Raw genomic sequence first — 22,912 nt, 5'->3', positions numbered from 1 at the left:
AATTTAATAATGTGACTTAATAATATCAGAAAGTATTTTACCATCAGATATTTCTATTACTCTATCTGTTCTTTCTGCTATTCTTTTATCATGTGTTATAATGATAAATGTAGTCTTAAATCTTTCGTTTATATCTCTCATAATTTCATATATAGTTTCAGTAGACTTAGAATCTAAGTTTCCTGTAGGCTCATCGGCTAATATTATTTTGGGATTGTTTATTAATGCCCTTGCTATAGCCGTTCTTTGTTGCTGCCCACCTGACATATTTGTTGCCAAATTATCTTTTACCTTAGATAAACCAACTAATTCCATAAGTTCTAGTGCTCTTTCTCTAATTTCTTTTGGAGGATTTACATTTTTAATCATGTATGGAATTAACACATTCTCCAGCGCTGTAAAATCAGGTAATAGATAATGAAATTGAAATATAAATCCTATCTTTTCATTTCTTACTTCTGCTAGTTCATCACTTTTTAAAAAATCCGTTCTTATTCCATCAATATAAACTTCTCCATTTGTAGGTTTATCTAATGTTCCCATTATATTTAACAAGGTGCTTTTTCCAGAGCCTGATTCTCCAATAATTGAATTAAATGAACTCTCTTTAAAAGATACATTAACATCAAAGAGTACTTGAGTTTTCATTACTTTTCCATATATCTTATCTATGTTTCTCAATTCAATTACATTACTATCCATTTTTAATCACCTCTATCGGATTTAGCTTAGCAGATTTCTTGGCTGGTATTAATGCTGCAACTGATGAAGCAGCTATTGCTAAAAATGCTGATAAAATCAAAAAATTAGGATTAAGATATAATGTAACGATTGGAGTACCATCTGAATTTACTGCAAATTTAGTAAACATTACAGTAAGTGAAACTCCAAAAACCACTCCTAAAATTGCTCCTAGTATTCCAAGTAAAAGTCCTTGAAATAAAAATATACGGCTTGCAGGGCCATTTTTTATTCCCATAGCTTTTAGAATTCCTATTTCTTTTGATTTTTGTATTACAGTGATTGCAAGTATTGATGCAATGGCAAGAACCACTGAAACTATAACAAAAAATTGTATCATATAACTTGAAGTACTCTGCCCGCTTAATCCGCTTAATAATTGTTTATTTTGCTGCTGCCAATTCTCAACTTTAACATCTTTATTATCCAAATTGTACTCTATATTATGACTTATAATATCTGCTTTAAATATTGAATCACCCTGGATTTGCGCTTCTATTAAAGTTATCTTATTATCAAAACCAAAGACATCTTGAACTGTTTTTAAATCTGATATAATCCAAGATTTATTTATGCTGCTTACGCCTAAATCATAAAATCCACTTATAATAAATTCTTCTGTTTTTCCATTGGGAGTGGTTATTTTAATCGTGTCTCCAGGCTTCTTTTTTAAGTCTTCATTTAGTTCTCTGCCAATTAATGCTTTTTTTCTTAATCCATCGACCTCTCTTTGGAATATCCAATTTCCTTCATATATTCTACTTCTTATATTATAAATTTTATCACTTTCTTCTAAGTTAAAGCCTCTCATTACTATGGGATAACTTTTTTTGTCATTCTTTATAAACGCTGGACCTTGTATACTTGGTGAAACATTTTTTACTCTGCTATCACTTTCTCTTATTTGTATTATTTTTTTCTCAAAATCTTCTATGGTACTATCATCTGTGGTTGAAGAAACTGTGATTTGTGGAGAATTATTTATTGTCTTATCGATTAAACTCTTTTGCAATCCATCAATTAGTGTACCTATAAAAACTTGAACTGACACTCCAATAGCGATTCCCAAAATAATAAAAAATGTCTGCAATTTGTTACTCATTAAAAACCTTACTGCAATTTTAAACGGAAATCTCATAGTTTCTACCCTTTCTATGTTTATTTAGGATTTGATGAAGTTTTAGCTGAAGACCCTTGTATAACTAAATCTCCTTCTTTTAGATTCTCAGGTGGATTTAGTACATATTCTTCATTTTCATCTATTCCATCTGTAACTTCTGCATAGTATTCACTTTCTATACCTATATTGATGTATTTCTTTGTTACTTTGTTATTAGGATCTACAGCAAATATGAATTTTTGTCCATTTTCTTTATCCTCTTTTATACCATCAAATCTGACTACAAGAGAATCTTTCTTTTCATTAAATATAAATTCTACATCTGCTTCATATCCACTTTTTATTTCATCTCCTGGATCATCGATTATAACAGTAACCTTTACTTTAGAATCTTGATTATCTGAAGAAGAATTTGTTTCAGCTGCTGCAAACTGTCCTATTTCTATAACTGTTCCACTATATGAATTTTCAGAACCTTTTATTTTGACATTTGCCTTTTGACCTATTTTAGCTTTCAATGCATCATATTGCTTCAAATTCACCACTGTCTTGTATTTTGATACGTCATCTACTATTATTTGGTCTCCACTACTTGGATATTGATTTTCCTTAGCATCTACTTTGATAACCTTTCCATCTATATTTGAAGTAACTGTGCAATCTTTAATTTTTTGCTTATAATTTTCGATATCTTTTTTGATTAATTCAATTTGATTCTTTTGATTAGCTATTTTGGCCTCACTGTTACTATTTGTCGCTTTTAATGAAGTTTTTGCATTTTCTAATGCATCTTCTGCACTCTTTACAGCAGTATATGAATCTTCCATATTCTTTTTTGAATCTTCATATTCATTTTTGCTTATGGCCCCACTATTAAATAACTCCTCATTTTGTTTCAATTTCTTATTCGCATCATCATATTTTCTTTTAGCATTTTCCAAACTATAATTTGCCTGAGCTGCAGAATTTTCTGAAGCACTTTTATCAGCTTCCACTCCTCCATTAAGCATTTGATTTAATGTTAACTCAGTGTTCTTTAAATTAATTTGTTGTTTTTCTAGCTCATTTTCCTCATCAGAACTATCAAATACAACCAAAACATCATCCTTTTTTACAGCTTGTCCTTCAGTTACCTGAACCTTTATTATTTTTTTCTTGTTATCTAATAAGATATTACTTCTGTAATTTGCTTCTATATTACCAGTAGCTATGGTGTTTTCAATGATTGTCTCTTTTACTGCATTTTCTATATTTACTTCTTTTGCTTTAACCCTACTGTTTTTTATTCCATAACTTATACCAATTCCAGCTAGAAGAATTATAGAAACTGCGCCTACTAATATTTTCTTTTTTAGAAATATCTTCTTATCCACGCCCATGTTACCTCATTTCACTATAAATCATTTATAAAGCAGCTTATTGATAATTATTATTATATAATAAAATTTATATTTATTCAATATAATCATATTTATTGTTTGCTTTCATTAAGTATCATGTGACTTTCCTTTTGATTCTATGATTATGGCTTTAAATTGAATATCATAATGTATATCTCTAAAAGTATGTTTGTTTATACGATAGTAGAACTAAATATGTGAAATATTTGGAAAATTGTGCTATAATTAAGTATAAGTTAACAAATTATCGACTTATAATGCTTTACGGGGGGGAATTCCAAATGAAAAATATTTTCTTAAGGAATAATGTTAATGTAATTGGAGAAGGGACAAAAACTATTGTTTTTGGTCATGGATTTGGCTGTGATCAAAATATATGGCAGTTTATGACACCTTATTTTCAAAAAGACCACCGCATGATCTTATTCGATTATGTTGGATCTGGTAAATCGGACCTTAAAGCATATAATATAGAGCGCTATAAAGATCTTCGTGGATATGCTCAGGATCTTCTTGAAGTCATTGAGGCTTCAAAGAGTGATTCCATTATTTTTATCGGACATTCTGTAAGTGCAATGATTGGTCTAATTGCATCCATTGAAAAACCCGAATTATTTGAGGCGGTGGTAATGATTGGTCCTTCACCTCGATATATTAACGAATTGCCTGATTATTTTGGAGGCTTTAATGATAACGATATAAAAGAGTTGATTAATCTAATGGAAGTAAATTATGTAGGATGGGCAAGTTTGAATGCTGCTGCACTTATGAATAATCCAGATAGACCAATGTTATCTCAACATTTAAAAAAAATTTTTACTCAAGAGAACCCAGTAATTATGAAAAATTTTGCAGAAGCAACCTTTTTCTCTGATCACAGAAAAGACTTACCAAATGCCACAGTACCTACTTTAATCGTTCAATGCTCGGAGGATAGTATAGTTCCAATAGAGGTTGCTAACTATTTAAATAGTAATATAAAGAATAGCAAGCTTGAGGTAATTGGTGCAAAAGGTCATTATCCCAACTTAAGTGAACCCAAAGAAACATCTCAGTTAATAATAGAGTATCTTTCTTCACTAAAAGTTATTAAATAAATGACAAAAAGGATGTGAGTTAATGCATTGTAATGTAGATAAAAGTCCTTGTGGATACCTTTTACTAACTACTCAAGGATATATAAAAGATGCAAATGAAGCATTTTGTAAAATGATAGATTATGATTGTAATGAATTATTGGATAAGCATATTGAATCTTTTTTACCCACCGCAAGTAAAATAATATTTCATTCACTCTTTCTTCTTCAACTTCAATTTGATATCAGCGTTGATGAAGTATATTTAACTTTTAAAACTAAAGATGAAACGACTATACCTATTTTATTAATGGGAAATAAAGAAACATACAATGGTGATGAATTTATTAATTGTTTTGTAATAAAAATGTTCAAACGTAATGACTCTGAAAAAGAACTTAGGCATATAAAAATGGAGCTTGAAGATGCTTATAAAATTAAAAGTGCAGCCTTAGAAGAGTCACATAAAAAATTATTACAGTTAGAAATAGAAAAAAATGCATCCCTTGAAAAATCTCTGAAAATGAAAAATGAATTTTTATCAATTATTTCTCATGAATTTAAGACTCCCATTAATGTAATAACTTCTGCTATTCAAACTATGAATCTGATTTGCAGGGATGAGATATCAGAAAAGATGGAAAGATATATTAAGATGATAGATAAAAATACTCTTAGACAATTAAGACTTGTTAATAACCTTCTAGATATTACTCGTGCTAATTCTGATTCTATAAAAGTACATAAGAAAAATATGGATATATTTTATCTTACAAAATCCATTGTAAACTCTGTAAATACGTATGCCTTGGGAAAGGATGTTTCAGTAACCTTCGTATCTTCATTTAGTAAAAAAATAATAGGACTAGATGATGATAAATATGAGCGTATACTTTTGAATCTTATTTCTAATGCTATTAAATTTTCATATGAAAGCAAGTTAATTACTGTAAAAATGCGAACTGTAAAAAATAATATACGTATTGAAGTCATTGATAAAGGAATAGGCATTCCAGAAGATAAAATCCATTATATTTTTGGTAGATTTGGACAAGTTGATAGTTCTCTTTCACGATATGCAGAAGGTGCTGGAATTGGTCTATCACTTGTAAAAGAATTTGCCGAGGCCTTAGGTGGAAGTATATCAGTTAAAAGCAAACTCGGTAAAGGCAGTACCTTTACTCTATTGCTTCCTAATGAGAAGCTTATAGAGGATAATAATAAAACCACGGATCTGCTTGATAATCACCTTGTTAATTCAATTAATCTTGAGTTTTCTGATATCTACTTATAGATTCCTATTGATGCGCGATTATTACAGAATATATATCAATAAATTCTTATAAATTTCATAATAAAAAGCATGTATATAAATTAGGTTGCTTAGGCATTTTTTAAACTGTCCTTGAAAAAGGATACATTTTATTTCTCCTTATTTATACATGCTTTTATTAATATTTCTTCACATTATAATCTTATATTATAAATGTACAATAACCTAAAACAAGAGCTTATATTTAACATACAGTAACTTTACCATAATATTTTAAAGTGCTATAATTAATGTAATAATAGTAAAATAAATGCTATTAAAAGATCAACAAGGGGGAGTTTTTATGGCAAAAATTATGATTGCACCAAGTAAATATATACAAGGTAATGGAGAATTAGCAAATATTGCACAATACGTATCTATACTTGGTGAAAAAGCATTATGCTTAATTAGTGAAAGTGGGTTAAAAAGAGTAAAAGATACTATTGATAAAAGTTTTGAAGAAAAAAGTATTGCTGTAGAATATGATTCATTTAATGGCGAATGCAGCATTACTGAAGTAAATCGTATCATCAAAATTTGTGATGAAAATCAAGTAACCGTTCTCATCGGTATTGGTGGCGGAAAAATCATTGATACTATTAAAGCAGTTGGATATTATAAAAATCTTCCTGTTGTAATTGTACCTACCATAGCTGCCACAGATGCTCCATGCAGTGCTTTATCAGTTTTATATACTGATGATGGTGTCTTTGATAAATACTTATTCTTAAAACAAAATCCTAATGTGGTTTTAGTTGATACTGGTATTATTGCTAAAGCTCCAGTTCGTCTTTTAGTATCTGGTATGGGTGATGCCTTAGCAACATATTTTGAGGCAAGAGCTTGTGAAAAATCAAACGCTGGAACATGTGCTTTTGGTACCACTACTATTACAGCTCAAGCATTAGCTAGATTATGCTACGATACATTAATTACTGAAGGATATAAAGCAAAACTCGCTGTAGAAGAGGGTGTTTGCACGAAATCAGTAGAAAAAATAGTTGAAGCTAATACCCTTCTTAGTGGTCTTGGTTTTGAAAGCGGTGGTATTGCAGCTGCTCATGCTATTCATAATGGATTAACTGTATTGCCACAGTGCCATCATATGTATCATGGTGAAAAAGTTGCATTTGGTACATTAGCTCAATTAGTACTTGAAAATGCTCCAATGGAAGAAATCGAGGAAGTATTAGATTTTTGTAATAGTGTAGGTCTTCCAGTCACTTTAAAACAATTAGGTATTGATGAAATTAAGCCGGAAGAAATCATGGAAGTAGCAAAGGCAGCTACTGCAAAAGATGATACTGCACATAATATGCCTTTTGAAGTTACTCCAGAAGATGTTTATGCCGCTATTCTAACAGCAAACAAATTAGGACAAGAATACGTGTAAATATAACTTAGACTTATGCATATAACTCACCGAACTAAGCAACATACTTTTGTTCCAGTTTCTAGGGAATTTTGATGGGTAATTCTAAGTCTATAAGTTGTGCCCAAAGTGCTAACCTCAAAGAACAAGCGCTCACAGAGAAAGTTCCGAAGAACGAAATATAAAATTTCGATTCTTACTTTTTGAACTAGCACATTTGGAACAACTTATAGCCTAAGAATCACATCCATCAAAATTCCCAATGAAACATTCCACAAAAGTATGTTGCTTAGTTCTAGTTGAGATATTTTTCAAAGTCTAAGTTTAAGTCTTAATTGGTTTATGCTTTGAAATACTTTCCATACCAGAAAGAGAAGGTACTCTTTTACGCAGTGTTGCATTGAGAAAGTGGTTGTAGGTATTTCTTCAGTAAAAGTTGTTCCAGTCCTGCTTGTCATTAGCTTGCCTAAGGAGCAAGCAGGACTGGTGCAACTTTTACTGTTAGAAATCCACAACCATTTTCTCTAGCAACCGAGTAAACGAGTACCTTCTCTTTCGGTTAGTTATATGCATAAATTTAAGTTATCTATATAATCAAAAAATGCATCTTACCGGGCTAGATTTACAGCTTACTTCAGAGCTGTTGAATAGTCTAAATTGCTGACATATACTATAGATATAGGAAGTAAGGAGGGCCGTAGAGATGAAAATTAGTATAGAAAATATCCCTGCTGGATCTGAACCAGAAATAATAATAAAATGTAACGAGCCTGACGAATCATTGCTACAACTGATTTATTCAATTAAATCGTCTTCAAAAAAACTTATTGGATTTACAGATTTACAGATGCATATTATTAATCCTAAAGATGTATTCTATTTTGAATCTGTGGATAATAAAGTCTTTATCTATTGTGAACAAAAGATTTTCCAATCAAGACTTAAGCTCTACGAAATTGAGTTAGAATATGAGAATAGTGATTTTTTTAGAGCATCAAAATCAACAATTATTAATATTTCTAAAATAGAATCTGTTAGCCCAGTTTTCTATGGTAAATTTGAAGCATTGCTACAAAATGGCGAAAAAATATTCATCTCAAGACAATATGTTCCTGTATTTAAAAAGAAGTTAGGATTATGAGGAGGTTATACAATGAAATTTATTGGTTATTTCAAAAATTCTTTAAAAGATTTCTTTATATCTAGCGGATTCTTAATGGTCATCATCACAATGATTTCAGGAATTTATTCCGAAGAAATAATTAGAACTTCACTACTTTTTCAGATTATGTTATTTTCCTTAGCATATGTATTTTTAAAATTAGCCTTTATGAATAAAAATGAGATGAGTAAAAAAGTTCAATTAATCATTTTTAATGTTTGCTTAACCCTCTCAGAACTAATGATACTATTATGGTTGTTGTTTTTTAGTCCAGGAAAAGCTATGAATATTGAATTAATTCTAATATATATCTTTGCACTAGTAATAGTAAAAGTTTCAGTTTATACAATGATGAGCATAAATGGAGAAAAAGAAGCCAAACTCATAAACGAAAAACTAATAAAATACAAAAATCAGAAATATTAATTTTAAAAAATATAAATGTGGTATCCAATATAATTTCTAATCAGTTTGGATACCACATTTTAGTTTTTAATATTATATATAATGCTTTTCTATTTAATCACTTTATCTCGTCATAAGTTTGATTAGCAATCAGCTAATCTGCTCTATATTTTTCGGACTTTTAACTAGACTTATTTGTGAAAAAGAATATACTATTAGTGCTGCCCATATAAAACAAAATGCTATCATGTCTACTGTAGTAAAACCTTCATTGTATACAAAAACTCCTATAATCAGGCTTATAGTTGGTGAAATATACTGTGTGAAACCAATTAATGATAATGGCAGCCTTCTAGCACTACTTGCAAAAAGCAGAAGCGGAATAGCTGTAACTACACCAGCGCCTATAAGTAAAAGAATTACGAGTGTCCCTTCTGTCTTAAAAGCTCCAAGTCCACTAACATGCCTTGATACTATGTATGCTGCCGCAACTGGAGTAAGCATAGCTGTTTCAAGCGTTAATCCAACTATAGAATTAGCTTTAACTGATTTCTTGATCGCACCGTATAGTCCAAAGGAAATAGCTAATCCTAGAGAAATCCACGGAACTTTACCATATTGCACGGTTTTTACTACTACACCGATAGAGGCTATAGTAAGTGCTGCCCCTGTCCAATAACTGAGCTTTTCCTTAAAGATTATAACTCCCAAGGCTACTGCGAGTAATGGATTTATATAATATCCAAGGCTTGCATCTACAATTCTATCTGAATTAACAGCCCAAATATATAGTCCCCAGTTAATCGCGATTAGAATTGATGCAATAAAAATATAAAACATCTGTTTCTTGTCCTTAGCTATAAGCTTTAATTCACTCCATTGTTTAGTTACCATAATAATTAAAATTGTGAATACAAAGGCCCATACAATTCTATTAGATAATATCTCTATTGAAGATACACTACTTATAAATTTCCAGTATACAGGCAAAATACCCCATAATATATATGCAGTTACTGCATATATTACACCTGTAGTTTTTTCGTTACGCATTTATTTTTCCTCTTTTCTTTTTTCTAATGATAAACTCTAAGTATATTCTAACATAAAAATAAGAACTTATATTGAATAACCTCTACAGATACTGCCTTTTTTATATTTATAAATAAAAAACAGATAGTAAATATTTCTTTCTACTATCTGTTTTTTATAAATGTTTAAATATATAATCTGTAAATTATCCTTGGGAGTTTACGTTGTTAATGTGTAATCTTATATTAACATATATATCTAATTAATACAAGACTATTTTTATCTGATTTATCTGCTTTTTGTTAAATTAGAGGATTTTAATAAAAAAATTTCAACCAATACAAAAATGCAGTGGTTGAAATTCATTTCCTTCTTAATTATATTTTAAATTTCTCAACTATTTCACTAAGATTTTTAACAATTTCTGATTGTTTATGTGCAGTAATTGCTACTGCTTCTATAGCCATTGTGGTTCCACTCATTCTCTCTTTTATATTTTCTGCTTCTTCTCCTGACTTTTGTGAATCCTCCGCCACATTTTGAATTGCTTCACTTACTTGCCCAACTGTAGCAGTAATTTCTTCAGACATTGAAGCAATTTCTTCAGACATTTTGCTTACATTATCTGAATCATTATAATACTGGATACCTGTTTCACCATAAGCATTTAATTGTTCATCTACCTTTGTATTTATAAATTCCAGTATATCGCTGCCTGTATCAATACTGGTTTTAAATGCCTCTTGAACTTTAATTATTGTTTCTTGGATATTAATAACTGCTTGAGCTGATTGCTCTGCAAGTGTTCTAACTTCTTCTGCTACTACTGCAAAACCTTTTCCCTGTTCCCCAGCCCTAGCTGCTTCTATTGCAGCATTTAAAGCAAGTAAATTGGTCTGTTCTGCTATCTCCCCAATGGTATCTGCCATAACTTTTATACTGTCTACCACTTTTTCATCTTCAATAGCCTTTAGCATCATAGTTTGTTTTTCAGCATATATATTCCTAGTTTCGCTTATAGCTTTTTGGCTGCTATTTTTAACTTCTGCAGATCTTTCTTTTGACTGATTTGCATTATTACTTCCTTCCATAGCTTTAGAAGAAAGTATATTAATACTTGAATCCACTTCCTGAATAGATGCACTTATTTCTTCTGTAGCAGCACTTGCGTTTTGCACACCCGAAGCAATAGCATTAACCGCGTCATCTACTTCAATAGCTTTAAAGTATAAATCTTGAAATACATTTGAAATTTCTCGTGCTGATGCATTTAGATTATGTGAATTTTCAATAATTGCTTTTACTAGACCTCTTACATTTTCTTGTGCAGTATTTAACGCCTCTCCTGCATGTCCAAACTCATCTTTTTGCTTTACTTCAATTGGTGTTGAAAAATCATAATTAGATAATCTTTGTGCTAACTTTTTTATTTTATTTAATGGAATATCTATGCTTTTAACTAATATATACGCCATAAAAATAGCAATTAAAAATGCTGCTATTGTAAAAATAGTTATATTGTATTTAACGCTTTTGAATTGATCCTTGTTAGCCAAATTAGTTTGCTCTGCCATTTTCTGATTTAAATCAATACATTTTTGAATTTTAATTAGGATAGTTTCTGTTAATGTAACTACATCTGAATTATAAAGTTTCACTGCTTCATCATAGTTGTTAGCTTTTACAAGATCTATTACTTTAGCTCTTACTTCTTTGTATTTTCCTAAATCTTTTGCAAAATCAGAATATAGTTTCTCTTCTTCTTCTGATATAACAGGTAAGCTACTATATTCATCTAAGAATTTTTGATGTTCCTTATCTATATCATCAATGGTTTTAATATACTTGTCTAATTTATTTGCATCTCGTTCAAATACAATATGAACTAAATTAGCTCTGGTTTCATTTATACTACCTTGGATTTCCTCTAAATCCTTAATAGATAATAAATTATTACTATACATTCTCTCCGCGTTATTATTTATTTTTTCTGAACTTAATACGCCCTCTACTCCTATAAAAATAATTAAAATGAAAATTAGTAAGAATACTGTAGCGATTTTTTTTCTAATACTTAAATTTGTAAATAATTTCATTTTTGCTCCCCCTATTTCTGAAATTAATTATTATGATTTTGTATGGTTCTTAATAAACAAACGTATCCCACATAAAGGATATCATATTTTTTCAGGGAAACATAGAAAAATGTCGAAAGTGGGTTGAAAATATAAAAAGGAATAATTAAAACCTTATATTGCTTCAATTATTCCTTTTCTTTATTATATTACCTTTTAATTTATCTATTTATTTAATATTGTAGTATCAAGCATTAAATCACATTGACTCTTAATATCCAATTCTGAAAAGTAATGTTCCTCCATAGGTATCCATTTATTTAGGAAATCTTGTAGCTTTTTTTCCCCATTACGTTTTAGGATTCTTTCGTGCTGCACCTTTGGATCAACCGTTACAAAAATTTTATAATCATAATAATTTCTTAAGGTAGGATGAAGACTATAACTCCCTTCAACTATATTTAACCTCTTAGTTTCTACTTCAGTAGGCTGGCTAAAATCCCATTTACTGCATAGATACTTCCTATATTGAACGGGCTTATGTTTTTGTAGCGGCCTTAATATTTCCTCCTCGACCCTTTCATAGTGAACATTGCCACCAGCCTCTGCTAATCGCTCTGAATTTCTCATCTCAAAAGGCAGAAAAAAATCATCCATATGAAATATGTTACAATCAAACTTTTCAGTAAGGAGTGTTCCTAAAGTACTCTTACCACTGCCACATCTTCCATCTATTGCTATTATTAAAGATTTAGTGTCTTCTACTTTTAATAAATTATTTATTACATCAAATATGTATTGATATTCATTATAAATTGGTATTTTGTGTTTTTCCCTCATTCTTCTCCCCATTTTCTTATATATTAAATGTTTATTTCTTATTGTAATTCATCATTTCTTCACCTATTACCATTCTCTTCCTGGATCACTCGCCATTGAATTAACAGTTCCTTTTGGATATAAGACAGAATAGTGGTCTAATTTAGGATCATCATTACTATTTGTTGGAGCTTTAAATACGAATAATATTTTAAAGTCTGCTCCTGCTGTATAACCTATGATCTTTTCACCATTAGCTGTAACATTATGAGCAGGAGTTCCAAAATATTTTTCAACCATTGAAAGTGAGATATTATTTAAACGACTGTCAAAAGATCTGATTTCAAAAATTCTGCCTCCCTTATTAGAGCCAAAAACCACATTATCTTTTGAATAAGTGGAATAGTTTCCTTTAGCATCACTTACCCATTCTGACTTATCCGCCTTCCCTAATTTACCCTCCACATCTGATATATTGGAAGACTTATCTGCAAAGTTTGAATTAATAATTTTTCCTTCTTCTGCTAAAGTCTTAATGTCCTTTAATAAAGCATTTTCATTACCTTTCGCTTCATTATTATCTGCTGTTTTATTATCTTCGGATTTAGATTGATCTGGTGTACTTGAGGTTTCATTATTAGCTTGGGTATTACTCGATGTATCATTTGCAGGTTTATTTGAATTTGAACACCCCGCCATAATAGTTAAGCATAAAGCTGCTGCAATAAATAACCTTAGCTTTTTATCAAAATATTTCATTTTTTTCCACCTCCAAATTTATTTAGGATTATTATAGCATAAGTAAGGAACATTATATTAATTTATATATTTCTTCCTAAAATCTATTTATACACAAATAATATTTATTTAATTCCTTACTAAAACACTATTCTTAACCTTAATAAAAGTATGTGATTATTTAGGATTAAAATTCCCATCATATATATATATTTCTTTAAAAAATATAAAAAGGAATACTTGAAGCCTTATATAGCTTCAAATATTCCTTTTAGAAAAAGTCTATGATAATTTTCTTTGAGCTTCTTCTCCACTTTTCTTCTTTGATTTAAGCATCTTGTAAATCACACCTAAGGCTATAAACCATACTGGTGTTACAAATAAGGATACACGAGTTTCCTCATTAAGTGCTAATACAACAATAATAAATGCCATGAATGCTAGAATTATATAGTTTATTATTGGATAAAGCGGCATTTTAAATTTGCTCTTAGAAGCAAGTTCAGGATTAGTTTTTCTATATTTCATATGGCAGATAACTATAATTGCCCAAATATAGATAAAGCAGAATGTTGAAATACTTGTAATTAGCACAAATACCCCTTCTGGCATAACAAAGTTCAAAATAACTGAAATTAATATAACAGTTGCGGAGAACATTGTAGCATTCGAAGGCACTTGACTTAAAGTTAATTTCTTCATCGATTCAGGTGCATTATCTTCTTTAGCAAGAGAATAAACCATACGGCTTGTGCTAAAGATTGCACTATTACAAGCTGATGCCGCTGAAGTTAATACAACAAAATTTACAATACTTGCTGCTGCTGCGATTCCCACTGCTGCAAATACCTGAACAAATGGGCTTTTATCAGGATTAATTGAATTCCATGGATATATACTCATAATAACAATAAGTGCTCCTATATAGAAAATAATAATTCTAATTGGAATATTATTAATAGCCTTTGGAATAACGCGCTCTGGATCTTCAGTTTCACCCGCTGTAAGCCCTACTAATTCAATTCCAGCAAAAGCAAATACAACCATTTGGAAAGATAGCATAAAGCCTTTAACTCCATTTGGAAATAAACCTCCATGACTCCAAAGATTTGCAAAACTTGACGCACCAGCATCTGTAGAAAATCCTTTAATAATCATAAATGTACCAATTATAATTAATGCTAAAATTGCAACAACCTTAATTAAGGCGAACCAGAATTCCATCTCACCAAAAAGCTTTACTGCTGTAAGGTTCATAGCTAGTAAAATCACAAGAACAATAAGACTTGGGACCCATTGAGGTATGCTCGGGAACCAATATTGTATGTAAAGTCCTGTAGCAGTTAAGTCAGCCATTCCAACTGAAATCCAACAAAACCAATATGTCCATCCTGTAATAAATGCTACACCGTTTCCTAAATAATCATGAACGAAGTCTACAAATGAATGGTAGTTTAAATTAGAAAGCAATAATTCCCCTAGGGCACGCATAATAAAAAAGCAAATTATTCCCGTTATAATATACGCAAATAAAATTGATGGACCAGCCAAGTGAATTGATCTTCCTGAACCTAGAAATAATCCAGTTCCAATTGCACCCCCAATTGCAAGTAATTGAACATGCCGATTTTTGAGTCCCCTCGATAAACTTTGTTTTTCTGATGTTAATTGATCCATTTTATCCCTCCATCTTAGTCAAAAAGCATGTACATTAAAATGCCTTTTCTTACAAGTATTTTATAATTAGCTGAATCACTTTAGCCATTATTTTTTTTACTATATTTATATAAAATTTTAATTTTCACTGTTAAATATTAATACATAATTAGTAAAGTTGCAACGTTTTCTTCGTTTTTATATTAATTTTATATAAATATAAAAGTTATTTTGTCGTATTTATTTCATATTAATAACTATATTCTAGCTTAGCTAGTATTAGGAGAGATAAAATGGATCTAGGTGATACAATTAAAATAAGAGCTTATTTTACATAAACTCTTATCATTACGAAATATATATTTATGTGCTACAACCCCAACATAGACATCATTAAAGCCTATGGTTTCTTTTAGGGTCATACTATTTTTCTCTCACCCAGACTATCATTTCACCAGTACCGCGATTTGCCCAGGAGTAATAAGGTACAAACTTAATATTAATAGAATCATATTCTTCCTTTATTTTTGAACTATAAAGCTGATCTTTCCATTTACTATTATTTGAAATACGTTTTGCTTCTGCTTTTAATACCATTATTCCGCCAAGCAAATCTGCTTCAAAACACGCTTCCAATTCAGCCTCTTTAGGCAAATATATTTCATGAAGATTTGGACCATTATCTGCTTCCTCTAAGCAATAGACTAAAGGTCCCCTTTGTATTGCAACTTTACCTATATCAGCACTAACTAATGGATTTGCTTTCATTCTTAAAATAGGCATTTTTAAAATAAGCTCAACTTTATCTCCATCTCTCCACTCTCTATTAACCATTGCATATCCATTAAGCTTTATTTCTTCAATATTTATAACTTCACTATTCACTTTGACTTCAGCCTTCCCGCACCAACCTGGTATTCTTAGGGCTAAAGTAAACTTTGTTTTCTCTTTTGTGCCGACTTTTATTAATACTTTTTCTTCCCAAGGATACTCCGTTTCCTGAATAATTCTAATTTCATTATTTCCTACATTTATATCAGCTTTGCCACCAATATATAAATTAGCATATACAATATCATCATTTACAGTATAAATATATCTGCCTAGTGATGTTAAAGTTCTTGTTATATTAGGAGGGCAGCAAGCACAGGTAAACCATTTTTGTCTTACAGGTTTAACATGATGCTTTGTTGGATTTTTCTCACAAGCTTCTGGCCTTACTTCAAGTGGATTTACGTAAAAAAATCCTTTCCCGTCCTGTGACATCCCTCCTATTATTGTATTATAAAGAGCTCTTTCCATTACATCTGCATATTCACTTCTGGGCTCGATCATTAACATTCTGTGAGCAAAAAATGCCAATCCGATAGAAGCACATGTCTCTGCATAAACAGTATCATTAGGAAGATCATAATCAAAAGTAAATGACTCTCCAATTGAAGTTGAACCTATACCTCCAGTTATATACATTCTCTTTGAAACTATATTTTTCCATAAGTTCTCACATGCTTTAAATAGTTCACTATCTCCAGTCTCTGCTGCTACATCTGCCATCCCCATACACATATATACTACTCTTACCGCATGACCTTCTGCTGCACTTTGTTTTCTTATTGGCAAATGGGTTTGATAATATTTTTTTCCCCATTCTCGATTAATTCCACCTTGCCAAAAGTCCTTTCTGCCTCTCTTTTCCCATTGCATATCAAAGAAATCTGGTTTTGCGCCACGCTCATCTAAGAAATATTTACTTAACTTAAGATACTTTTCATTTTCTGTAACCTTATAAAGTTTAAAAAGTGCCAATTCCACTTCTGGATGTCCATCATAACCATGAATTTTACCTTCTTCTGGGCCAAATGTCGCATCAATGTAATCAGCAAACTTACATGCTATATCTAAAACTTTTCTTTTATTTGTAGCATTATAATATGCTACTGCTGCTTCAAAAAAATGACCAGCGCAATATAATTCATGGCATTCAGCTAAATTTGTCCATCTATTATCAGGCTCTTTTAATATAAAATATGTGTTTAAATACCCATCTGATCTCTGTGCCAATTCTAAGATATCAATCACCTCATCTGCATTTTTTTCAAGTTCAGAGTCAGGGTGAGTTTGAAGACTAAAACCTACTGCTTCGAGCCACTTCGATACATCACTATCTTGAAAAACCATCCCATGAAATTCTCCTGTTTCCAGTCCTGCTGCTATTCGAAAATTCTTTATTGCATGACTCGGTTCTGCATCTTCAATTCTGTCATTTATAGCCTCCCATTGATATGGTATAACTACTTCCATTGCAAGCTTAATATATTTAGACCAAAATTCATCATTAATCTTTATATTATTTAACGGAATTTCTTTGCTTATTTTTCTTAAATCCTTACTAAATTCAAGTGAATCTTTATCCATAATTCCTCCTAATTTTTAAAATCTATAGATAAACAATTTAAATACTTGACTTATTAGATAAATATATTTACAAATTTGTTAAAACTTTAAGTTGATATCTTCACTAGAAATTATAAACATTTTTATGGAGAAAACATTTGAAAATGAGCTGTTAAAGGTTCTTAGTTGCAGGTTGTTCCGCTTTAGCTTGTCAAACTGAAAGTTGGAGCATGCTAAAGTGGATGCAACCTTCAGCTTAGAACCTTCAGCGATATTTTCATAGTTTTTTGGAATAAAAATGTTTATAATTTCGGTAAGTTATCTCATAAGTCTAACTTTTAGTTTGTTTATCTATATTAATAGGGATATCTGCTTCATTTTTAAGGAATAATGGTATGATTTCTAGCGGAGCATCATAATCAATCCATTGTCCTCCATTAAATATCTTTCCGGAATTTACATCCTTCCACTTCGCACCTTCAGGCAGATACACTTTTCTTGATGTATAACCTTTATAAAGTATTGGAGCAACAAGTACATCTGGTCCAAACATATACTCATCTACAATGTCAAAGCAAAGCTTGTCTTGAGGAAAATCATAAAATAGCGGCCTTATAACCGGGGTTCCTTTTTCATGTGCTTCCTTCATAATTTCGGTAATATAAGGTTTCATTCTATCACGAATAAACATATATTTTTTAAATATTTCATATGCTTCATCACCATAGCTCCAGACTTCATTTTCTGCACCACTGGCACATAACCCGCCACCACTTGTTCCAAGAGGCTTTGAATGTGGTTCACGGTCTCCATGTAATCTAAATACAGGACAGAACGATCCATATTCAAACCATCGAATTATGCATTCCCTAAAATCAGGATCATCTGGATTTCCACCATGAAATCCTCCTATATCAGTTGTCCACCATGGTATCCCTGCGAGCCCCATATTAAGTCCTGCTGCAAATTGATTTCTTAGAGATTCAAAGCTCGAGTCAATATCTCCAGACCATACAAGAGCTCCATAGCGTTGACTTCCTGCCCAGGCACACCTGAGGAGATTAATTATATTTTCCTGTCCTTCTTTTTTCATTCCCTCAAAGAAAGTCTTTGCATACATAACCGGATAAATATTGCCTATTTGTTCATTTGGGCCTAAATAATATCTATAATTATCATAGTCATAAACTGAGTATTCTGGTTCAGCTTCATCTAGCCAAAATATTTTTATTCCTTTATCATAGTAGTTTTTCTTAGCAGTTTTCCATACAAAATCACGTGCCTCTGGATTTGTTGGATCATAAAAAACTGTATTACCTAAGAAGTCCATTGTTGTTCTAATTCCTCTATCAACTCTTACTAAATAACCTTTTTCAAGCATCTTATTATAATTTTCACTCTCTTTATCAACTGTTGGCCAAATTGAAACCATTAGCTCAATTCCCATATCTTTAAGTTCTTTAATCATGGCATCCGGGTCAGGCCAGTAATCTAAATCAAATTTCCATTCTCCTTGTTTTGGCCAATGAAAGAAGTCAACTACTATAACTGAAATTGGAAGAGCTCTTCTCTTATATTCACGAGCAATGTTTAATAGCTCCTCTTGAGTTTGATATCTTAATTTACATTGCCAAAATCCCATAGCATATTCTGGCATCATAGGTACTGTTCCAGTAGCTTTTGCATAAGCCTCTTCTATTTCTGCAGGAGTATCCCCTGCCGTTATAAAGTAGTCTAATTGTTTGCTAGAATTAGCGATCCATTCAGTTATGTTTTTTCCAAAAGTAACTTTTCCAATGCCGGGATTATTCCATAGCATCCCATATCCTAAACTAGATAATACAAAAGGTACACTAGCTTGTGAATTTCTATGGGCAAGTTCAAGTACACAGTTTTTCAAATCTAAATTTGATTGTTGATATTGGCCCATACCAAAAAGTTTCTCATTTGGGTTTGATTCAAATCTCATGGTTAAAGAATAATCTCCACCAAGTATAGGTTTAAATTCACGTGCCTCTATTTCTAAAGCACTGCAAAATCTATTCACATTTTTTCTATTTCTTACATACTCCTCTAAAAGAATATCTCCTTTCTGATTATAGAAAATAATCTTTCCTCCTGAATCAATATGTGCAATAATCTTCCCATTTTCAATAGAAGCCTCATTACCATCTACCTTAATCTTAACATCACAGTTTTCCTGCGGTAATAAAGCCCAATCATTATCTTTAAATTCCGATTGCTTTGTACTGCGTATTCGTAAACTATTTTTTCCCCATGGTTCAATAAGTAATTTTTCACAGTCGTAATTTCTAATGAGAATATTTCCTTCAATTTTGAAAAAGCTATCCTCCAATTTAAATTCATTCTTAGATTCCATAACTCCAACTCCAATCTTAATGAAATTATTTTTTTATCCTTTTACAGCACCGTTAGTTAATCCTCCAATTATATATTTTTGAAGGAATATGAATATTAAAACAACCGGTAGAACTAAAAGAACTCCATAAGCCATTATTGAATTCCATTGTATGCCATACTTACCCATGAAGTTATATATGCTAGCAGTCATTGTTCTCTTTTCTGGACTAGTTAAGAATGTAAGCGAATAAGCTAAGTCTCCCCAGGCATATAGAAAAGAAAATGCTCCTGTCATTATGAGTCCTGGATAAGATATTGGAAGCATTATTTTAGTAAATGCTGTTAATGTATTACATCCATCAATCTTAGCTGAATCCTCAAGTTCCTTTGGCAATGCAAGAAAGTAGGTTCTAAGAATAAGAACTACAAAAGGTACTGATATTGTTGCATCTGATAATATTGGGGCCCAAAGGGTATCTAATAGATGTAAATTCTTATATACCAAAAACATTGGAGTCAACAATAATGCTACTGGAAGCATCTGTGTTACTAAGAATATTAAAATGAATACCTTTTTCCCTCTCATTCTAAATCTTGCTAGACCATATGCCGCAGGGATAGCTAAAATACATGCTAAAACCATTGAAGTAAAAGCAACTTTGCAGCTATTAGCTAATGTTACTAATATACTGCTTTTTCCTGTGAATTGATCTGTATAGCTGCTTAAAGTGAAATCTTTAGGTATAAACGTAGGAGGTGAGGCAAAAATTTCAGCATTAGTCTTAAATGAACTAACTATAATCCAATATATCGGGAAAAGCATGATGCAGACTACAACAATTGAAACGCAACATAATATTATGTTTTTTTGTTTATTTTTAAGAACAATCTTCTTCATCATCCAATCACCTCATCTTCCTTTATTAATTTAAGATATCCTAAACTTACACAGAATAAAATTGCAAATAATACATTGGCAACAGTAGCACCTTTGCTAAATGAAAATTGTGTAAATGATAGTTTATATGCAAAAGTTGACATAAGCTCAGTACTATTAACTGGTCCCCCATTTGTCATAACAAACACTAAATCAAAAACTTTAAATGTATAAATAAATCCAAGAACCAATACAGATAAAATTGCTGGCCTTAATGATGGTAAAGTTATTTTGAAAAACCTTTGAAATACATTAGCTCCATCAACTTTAGCTGCTTCATATAAATTATAAGAAATGTTACTTAATCCTGTTGTTAAAAGAAGCATATTAAAGGGAATTCCAACCCAGGAATTTGTTAATATAACTGATAACATAGAAGTCTTACTGTCTATAATCCACCCTATTGGCTGAGATATCAGATTTACTTTCATAAGTAATTCGTTTATTATACCTCCGCCTGTACTATACATAAATTTGAATAGTAGTGCCGTTACTGTCATGGGTACAAGATAACTCACTACCATGAGTCCTCTAAGAGGTTCTGAAAGCTTAAACTTTAAGTTAAAAAGCAATGCTAAGCCTAGTCCTATGATAAATTGAATTGATATACTTCCAATAGTAAAAACTAACGTATTCCAAATACTTATTGACATTACAGGATCTTTAAATACTTCAATGTAGTTTTCTATTCCAACAAACGGCTTAACAGCCTGACTAAAAGTCATTACATTTACATCATGAAAACTTAATATAAAATTATATATAATTGGATATCCAACAAATGCTAACATAAATATTAGTGCTGGGAGCACAAATATGTACCCTTTTCTTTCTTCTTTGATAAATTCTCTACTATACTTATTTTTCAATGTTATTTTCACCTGCCTTACTTTAGTTTCAAGGTGCCCTTACTTAGGTATCAAGGCACCCTGAGGTTCAATTTATTTCAATACAGCATCAATCTTAACTTGTGCATCTTTTGCTGCTTGTTCTGGTGTCTTTGCATTTGTGAAGCTTTCTTGCATTGCAGTAGACATTGCATCAGATATTTCAGGCCATTTTGGGTGTGGTCCTCTTGGCATAGCGTATTGAAGTTCATCTAAGAATACACTCATTATTGGATCTTTAGTTATTTTGTCATTACTTTCTGCAATATCCTTTCTTGAAGGAATATAGCCAAAATCTGCACAATATGCATTCATATTATCTTTTTGTTGGGTAAATTTAATGAAGTCCCAAGCTTCAGCTTCATGATGTCCTTTAATAATACCCCAATTTTCTCCACCTAAATCTGATGCAAATACTTTATCTTTAGGAATTTTTACAACTCCCCAATTTAAGTTAGGCGCATCTTTCTTAACTGTATCTATAATCCATGGACCATCTGTAATCATTGCAGCTTTATTGGTTACAAATTGTTTTTCTAAATCATTTTGTGTCCAGTTTATAACTTCTTTACTCATTGAGCCATCTTTTATAAGATCAGTAAGATATTGAAGAGAGCTTATGCCTGCTTGCCCACCAATTTCATTAAATTTAGCTCCGGTTGAAAGAAGCCATGGAAGATATTGAAATGTTCCCTCTTCATTTTTAGGGGCTGCAATAGCTAATCCATAGGTATCTCCTTTAGTCAATTTTTTTGCTGCGTCCTTTAGCTCAGCAAAAGTAGTTGGTGGCTGAACTCCAGCTGCACTTAGCATATCCTTATTATAAAATAAAGCCAAATCATTACTTCCAAGCGGAATTCCATAGTATTTTCCATCTAACTTACAAGATGAGATTGGTCCTGGATAAAATTGATCTTTACCCTCATAAGAATTCATCTTATCTGTGATATCTGCAAATAATCCCATTGCTGAAAATGAAGCCATATCTGGATTATCAACTAAACCAACATCAGGTAGCTTGTCCGCAACAAGACCTATTGTAAACTGCTTAGTAAGTTCAGCTCTTGGTACAAATTCTACTTGAACTTCTATTTTATCCTGAGACTTATTAAATTTATCAGCAAGGTTTTCCATGGCCTTTTGCTGTTGTTGTCCATCAAAATAATGCCATACTGTAATTGTTGTTTTTCCACCTGAATCAGCTTTAGTTTGAGAAGTACTTGTACTTGTACTTGTACTACTTCCACATCCAACAAAAATGCTTGCTGTCAAAACCATTGCTGTTAAACAACTTAACAATGCTTTAATTTTTTTCATTTAACTTTCCTCCTAAATTCTAGTATGTAAAACGTTTTCCATGATTTAATATTACTCCCTGGGGACACTTTTCCATATTCTATTATCATAAAAAAAGTGTAAAAT

At 31.2% G+C, this 22,912-nt stretch carries 18 protein-coding genes; 5 read left to right on the top strand and 13 right to left on the bottom strand.

The window, feature by feature from the left end; all coding sequences use genetic code 11:
- Positions 1-3: 3 nt before the first annotated feature.
- Genes CLCHR_RS12530 through CLCHR_RS12520 form a run of 3 tightly spaced genes read right to left on the bottom strand, consistent with a single transcriptional unit; the run spans position 4 to position 3,234 of the window.
- On the bottom strand, positions 4-702 hold the full coding sequence (locus CLCHR_RS12530; protein WP_079440140.1) for an ABC transporter ATP-binding protein: 699 nt from the start codon (positions 700-702) through the stop codon (positions 4-6).
- The gene (locus CLCHR_RS12525; RefSeq protein WP_079440139.1) at positions 695-1,879 is read right to left on the bottom strand and encodes an ABC transporter permease; all 1,185 of its coding nucleotides are present in this window, start codon (positions 1,877-1,879) and stop codon (positions 695-697) included. Before CLCHR_RS12525 ends, CLCHR_RS12530 begins: the two co-directional genes overlap by 8 nt.
- A gap of 20 nt (positions 1,880-1,899) precedes the next feature.
- Positions 1,900-3,234 (bottom strand): efflux RND transporter periplasmic adaptor subunit, encoded by a 1,335-nt coding sequence (locus CLCHR_RS12520; RefSeq protein ID WP_169896791.1) that lies wholly within the window; start codon positions 3,232-3,234, stop codon positions 1,900-1,902.
- A gap of 308 nt (positions 3,235-3,542) precedes the next feature.
- Here CLCHR_RS12520 and CLCHR_RS12515 point away from each other — a divergent pair, with 308 nt between their 5' ends.
- The 5 genes from CLCHR_RS12515 to CLCHR_RS12495 all read left to right on the top strand — a co-directional run bounded on the left by CLCHR_RS12515 (position 3,543) and on the right by CLCHR_RS12495 (position 8,612).
- Positions 3,543-4,358, top strand: coding sequence for an alpha/beta fold hydrolase (locus CLCHR_RS12515; RefSeq protein ID WP_079440137.1), 816 nt, complete (start codon positions 3,543-3,545; stop codon positions 4,356-4,358).
- A 22-nt stretch (positions 4,359-4,380) separates the two neighbouring features.
- Positions 4,381-5,631, top strand: a complete 1,251-nt coding sequence (locus CLCHR_RS12510; RefSeq protein WP_169896790.1) for a sensor histidine kinase — start codon at positions 4,381-4,383, stop codon at positions 5,629-5,631.
- A gap of 322 nt (positions 5,632-5,953) precedes the next feature.
- Entirely contained in the window at positions 5,954-7,045 is a 1,092-nt protein-coding gene (locus tag CLCHR_RS12505) for a glycerol dehydrogenase (RefSeq protein ID WP_079440136.1), read from the top strand.
- Between the two features lie 682 nt (positions 7,046-7,727).
- The gene (locus CLCHR_RS12500) at positions 7,728-8,165 is read left to right on the top strand and encodes a LytTR family DNA-binding domain-containing protein (protein WP_079440135.1); all 438 of its coding nucleotides are present in this window, start codon (positions 7,728-7,730) and stop codon (positions 8,163-8,165) included.
- A gap of 12 nt (positions 8,166-8,177) precedes the next feature.
- Positions 8,178-8,612 (top strand): DUF3021 domain-containing protein, encoded by a 435-nt coding sequence (locus tag CLCHR_RS12495; protein ID WP_079440134.1) that lies wholly within the window; start codon positions 8,178-8,180, stop codon positions 8,610-8,612.
- Between the two features lie 129 nt (positions 8,613-8,741).
- Here the strand turns inward: CLCHR_RS12495 and rarD are convergent, their stop codons facing one another.
- From rarD to CLCHR_RS12445, 10 genes are all read right to left on the bottom strand, one after another.
- Positions 8,742-9,644: an EamA family transporter RarD gene (rarD, locus tag CLCHR_RS12490; RefSeq protein WP_079440133.1), complete on the bottom strand. Its 903-nt coding sequence runs from the start codon at positions 9,642-9,644 to the stop codon at positions 8,742-8,744.
- 356 nt (positions 9,645-10,000) lie between these two features.
- Positions 10,001-11,719, bottom strand: coding sequence for a methyl-accepting chemotaxis protein (locus CLCHR_RS12485; RefSeq protein ID WP_079440132.1), 1,719 nt, complete (start codon positions 11,717-11,719; stop codon positions 10,001-10,003).
- A 204-nt stretch (positions 11,720-11,923) separates the two neighbouring features.
- Positions 11,924-12,538 (bottom strand): uridine kinase family protein, encoded by a 615-nt coding sequence (locus CLCHR_RS12480; protein WP_079440131.1) that lies wholly within the window; start codon positions 12,536-12,538, stop codon positions 11,924-11,926.
- Positions 12,539-12,604: 66 nt separating this feature from the next.
- Positions 12,605-13,276: a YjgB family protein gene (locus CLCHR_RS12475; RefSeq protein WP_079440130.1), complete on the bottom strand. Its 672-nt coding sequence runs from the start codon at positions 13,274-13,276 to the stop codon at positions 12,605-12,607.
- A gap of 261 nt (positions 13,277-13,537) precedes the next feature.
- On the bottom strand, positions 13,538-14,932 hold the full coding sequence (locus CLCHR_RS12470) for an amino acid permease (RefSeq protein ID WP_079440129.1): 1,395 nt from the start codon (positions 14,930-14,932) through the stop codon (positions 13,538-13,540).
- A gap of 402 nt (positions 14,933-15,334) precedes the next feature.
- Positions 15,335-17,326 (bottom strand): glycoside hydrolase family 127 protein, encoded by a 1,992-nt coding sequence (locus CLCHR_RS12465; RefSeq protein ID WP_079440128.1) that lies wholly within the window; start codon positions 17,324-17,326, stop codon positions 15,335-15,337.
- Between the two features lie 310 nt (positions 17,327-17,636).
- Positions 17,637-19,685, bottom strand: coding sequence for a glycoside hydrolase family 31 protein (locus tag CLCHR_RS12460; protein ID WP_079440127.1), 2,049 nt, complete (start codon positions 19,683-19,685; stop codon positions 17,637-17,639).
- Between the two features lie 33 nt (positions 19,686-19,718).
- Positions 19,719-20,564 (bottom strand): carbohydrate ABC transporter permease, encoded by an 846-nt coding sequence (locus tag CLCHR_RS12455; RefSeq protein WP_079440162.1) that lies wholly within the window; start codon positions 20,562-20,564, stop codon positions 19,719-19,721.
- Positions 20,564-21,472, bottom strand: coding sequence for a carbohydrate ABC transporter permease (locus tag CLCHR_RS12450; protein WP_079440126.1), 909 nt, complete (start codon positions 21,470-21,472; stop codon positions 20,564-20,566). The genes CLCHR_RS12455 and CLCHR_RS12450 overlap by 1 nt, the downstream gene beginning before the upstream one ends.
- 72 nt (positions 21,473-21,544) lie before the next feature.
- Positions 21,545-22,807 carry a sugar ABC transporter substrate-binding protein gene (locus CLCHR_RS12445; protein ID WP_079440125.1) on the bottom strand — a complete coding sequence of 421 codons (1,263 nt, stop codon included), beginning with the start codon at positions 22,805-22,807 and terminating at the stop codon, positions 21,545-21,547.
- Positions 22,808-22,912: the final 105 nt, after the last annotated feature.

Source organism: Clostridium chromiireducens (genome assembly GCF_002029255.1).
Lineage (GTDB): Bacteria > Bacillota > Clostridia > Clostridiales > Clostridiaceae > Clostridium > Clostridium chromiireducens.
Note: the sequence above shows the minus strand (reverse complement) of the source record. Positions and strands in the feature narration are given on the sequence as shown.

Bases quoted from the DNA above. Each gene is read 5' to 3' on its own strand.
- CLCHR_RS12530 (WP_079440140.1), bottom strand. From the start codon at position 702: ATGGATAGTAATGTAATTGAATTGAGAAACATAGATAAGATATATGGA.
- CLCHR_RS12525 (WP_079440139.1), bottom strand. From the start codon at position 1,879: ATGAGATTTCCGTTTAAAATTGCAGTAAGGTTTTTAATGAGTAACAAA.
- CLCHR_RS12515 (WP_079440137.1), top strand. From the start codon at position 3,543: ATGAAAAATATTTTCTTAAGGAATAATGTTAATGTAATTGGAGAAGGG.
- CLCHR_RS12510 (WP_169896790.1), top strand. From the start codon at position 4,381: ATGCATTGTAATGTAGATAAAAGTCCTTGTGGATACCTTTTACTAACT.
- CLCHR_RS12505 (WP_079440136.1), top strand. From the start codon at position 5,954: ATGGCAAAAATTATGATTGCACCAAGTAAATATATACAAGGTAATGGA.
- CLCHR_RS12500 (WP_079440135.1), top strand. From the start codon at position 7,728: ATGAAAATTAGTATAGAAAATATCCCTGCTGGATCTGAACCAGAAATA.
- CLCHR_RS12495 (WP_079440134.1), top strand. From the start codon at position 8,178: ATGAAATTTATTGGTTATTTCAAAAATTCTTTAAAAGATTTCTTTATA.
- rarD (WP_079440133.1), bottom strand. From the start codon at position 9,644: ATGCGTAACGAAAAAACTACAGGTGTAATATATGCAGTAACTGCATAT.
- CLCHR_RS12485 (WP_079440132.1), bottom strand. From the start codon at position 11,719: ATGAAATTATTTACAAATTTAAGTATTAGAAAAAAAATCGCTACAGTA.
- CLCHR_RS12480 (WP_079440131.1), bottom strand. From the start codon at position 12,538: ATGAGGGAAAAACACAAAATACCAATTTATAATGAATATCAATACATA.
- CLCHR_RS12475 (WP_079440130.1), bottom strand. From the start codon at position 13,276: ATGAAATATTTTGATAAAAAGCTAAGGTTATTTATTGCAGCAGCTTTA.
- CLCHR_RS12470 (WP_079440129.1), bottom strand. From the start codon at position 14,932: ATGGATCAATTAACATCAGAAAAACAAAGTTTATCGAGGGGACTCAAA.
- CLCHR_RS12465 (WP_079440128.1), bottom strand. From the start codon at position 17,326: ATGGATAAAGATTCACTTGAATTTAGTAAGGATTTAAGAAAAATAAGC.
- CLCHR_RS12460 (WP_079440127.1), bottom strand. From the start codon at position 19,685: ATGGAATCTAAGAATGAATTTAAATTGGAGGATAGCTTTTTCAAAATT.
- CLCHR_RS12455 (WP_079440162.1), bottom strand. From the start codon at position 20,564: ATGAAGAAGATTGTTCTTAAAAATAAACAAAAAAACATAATATTATGT.
- CLCHR_RS12445 (WP_079440125.1), bottom strand. From the start codon at position 22,807: ATGAAAAAAATTAAAGCATTGTTAAGTTGTTTAACAGCAATGGTTTTG.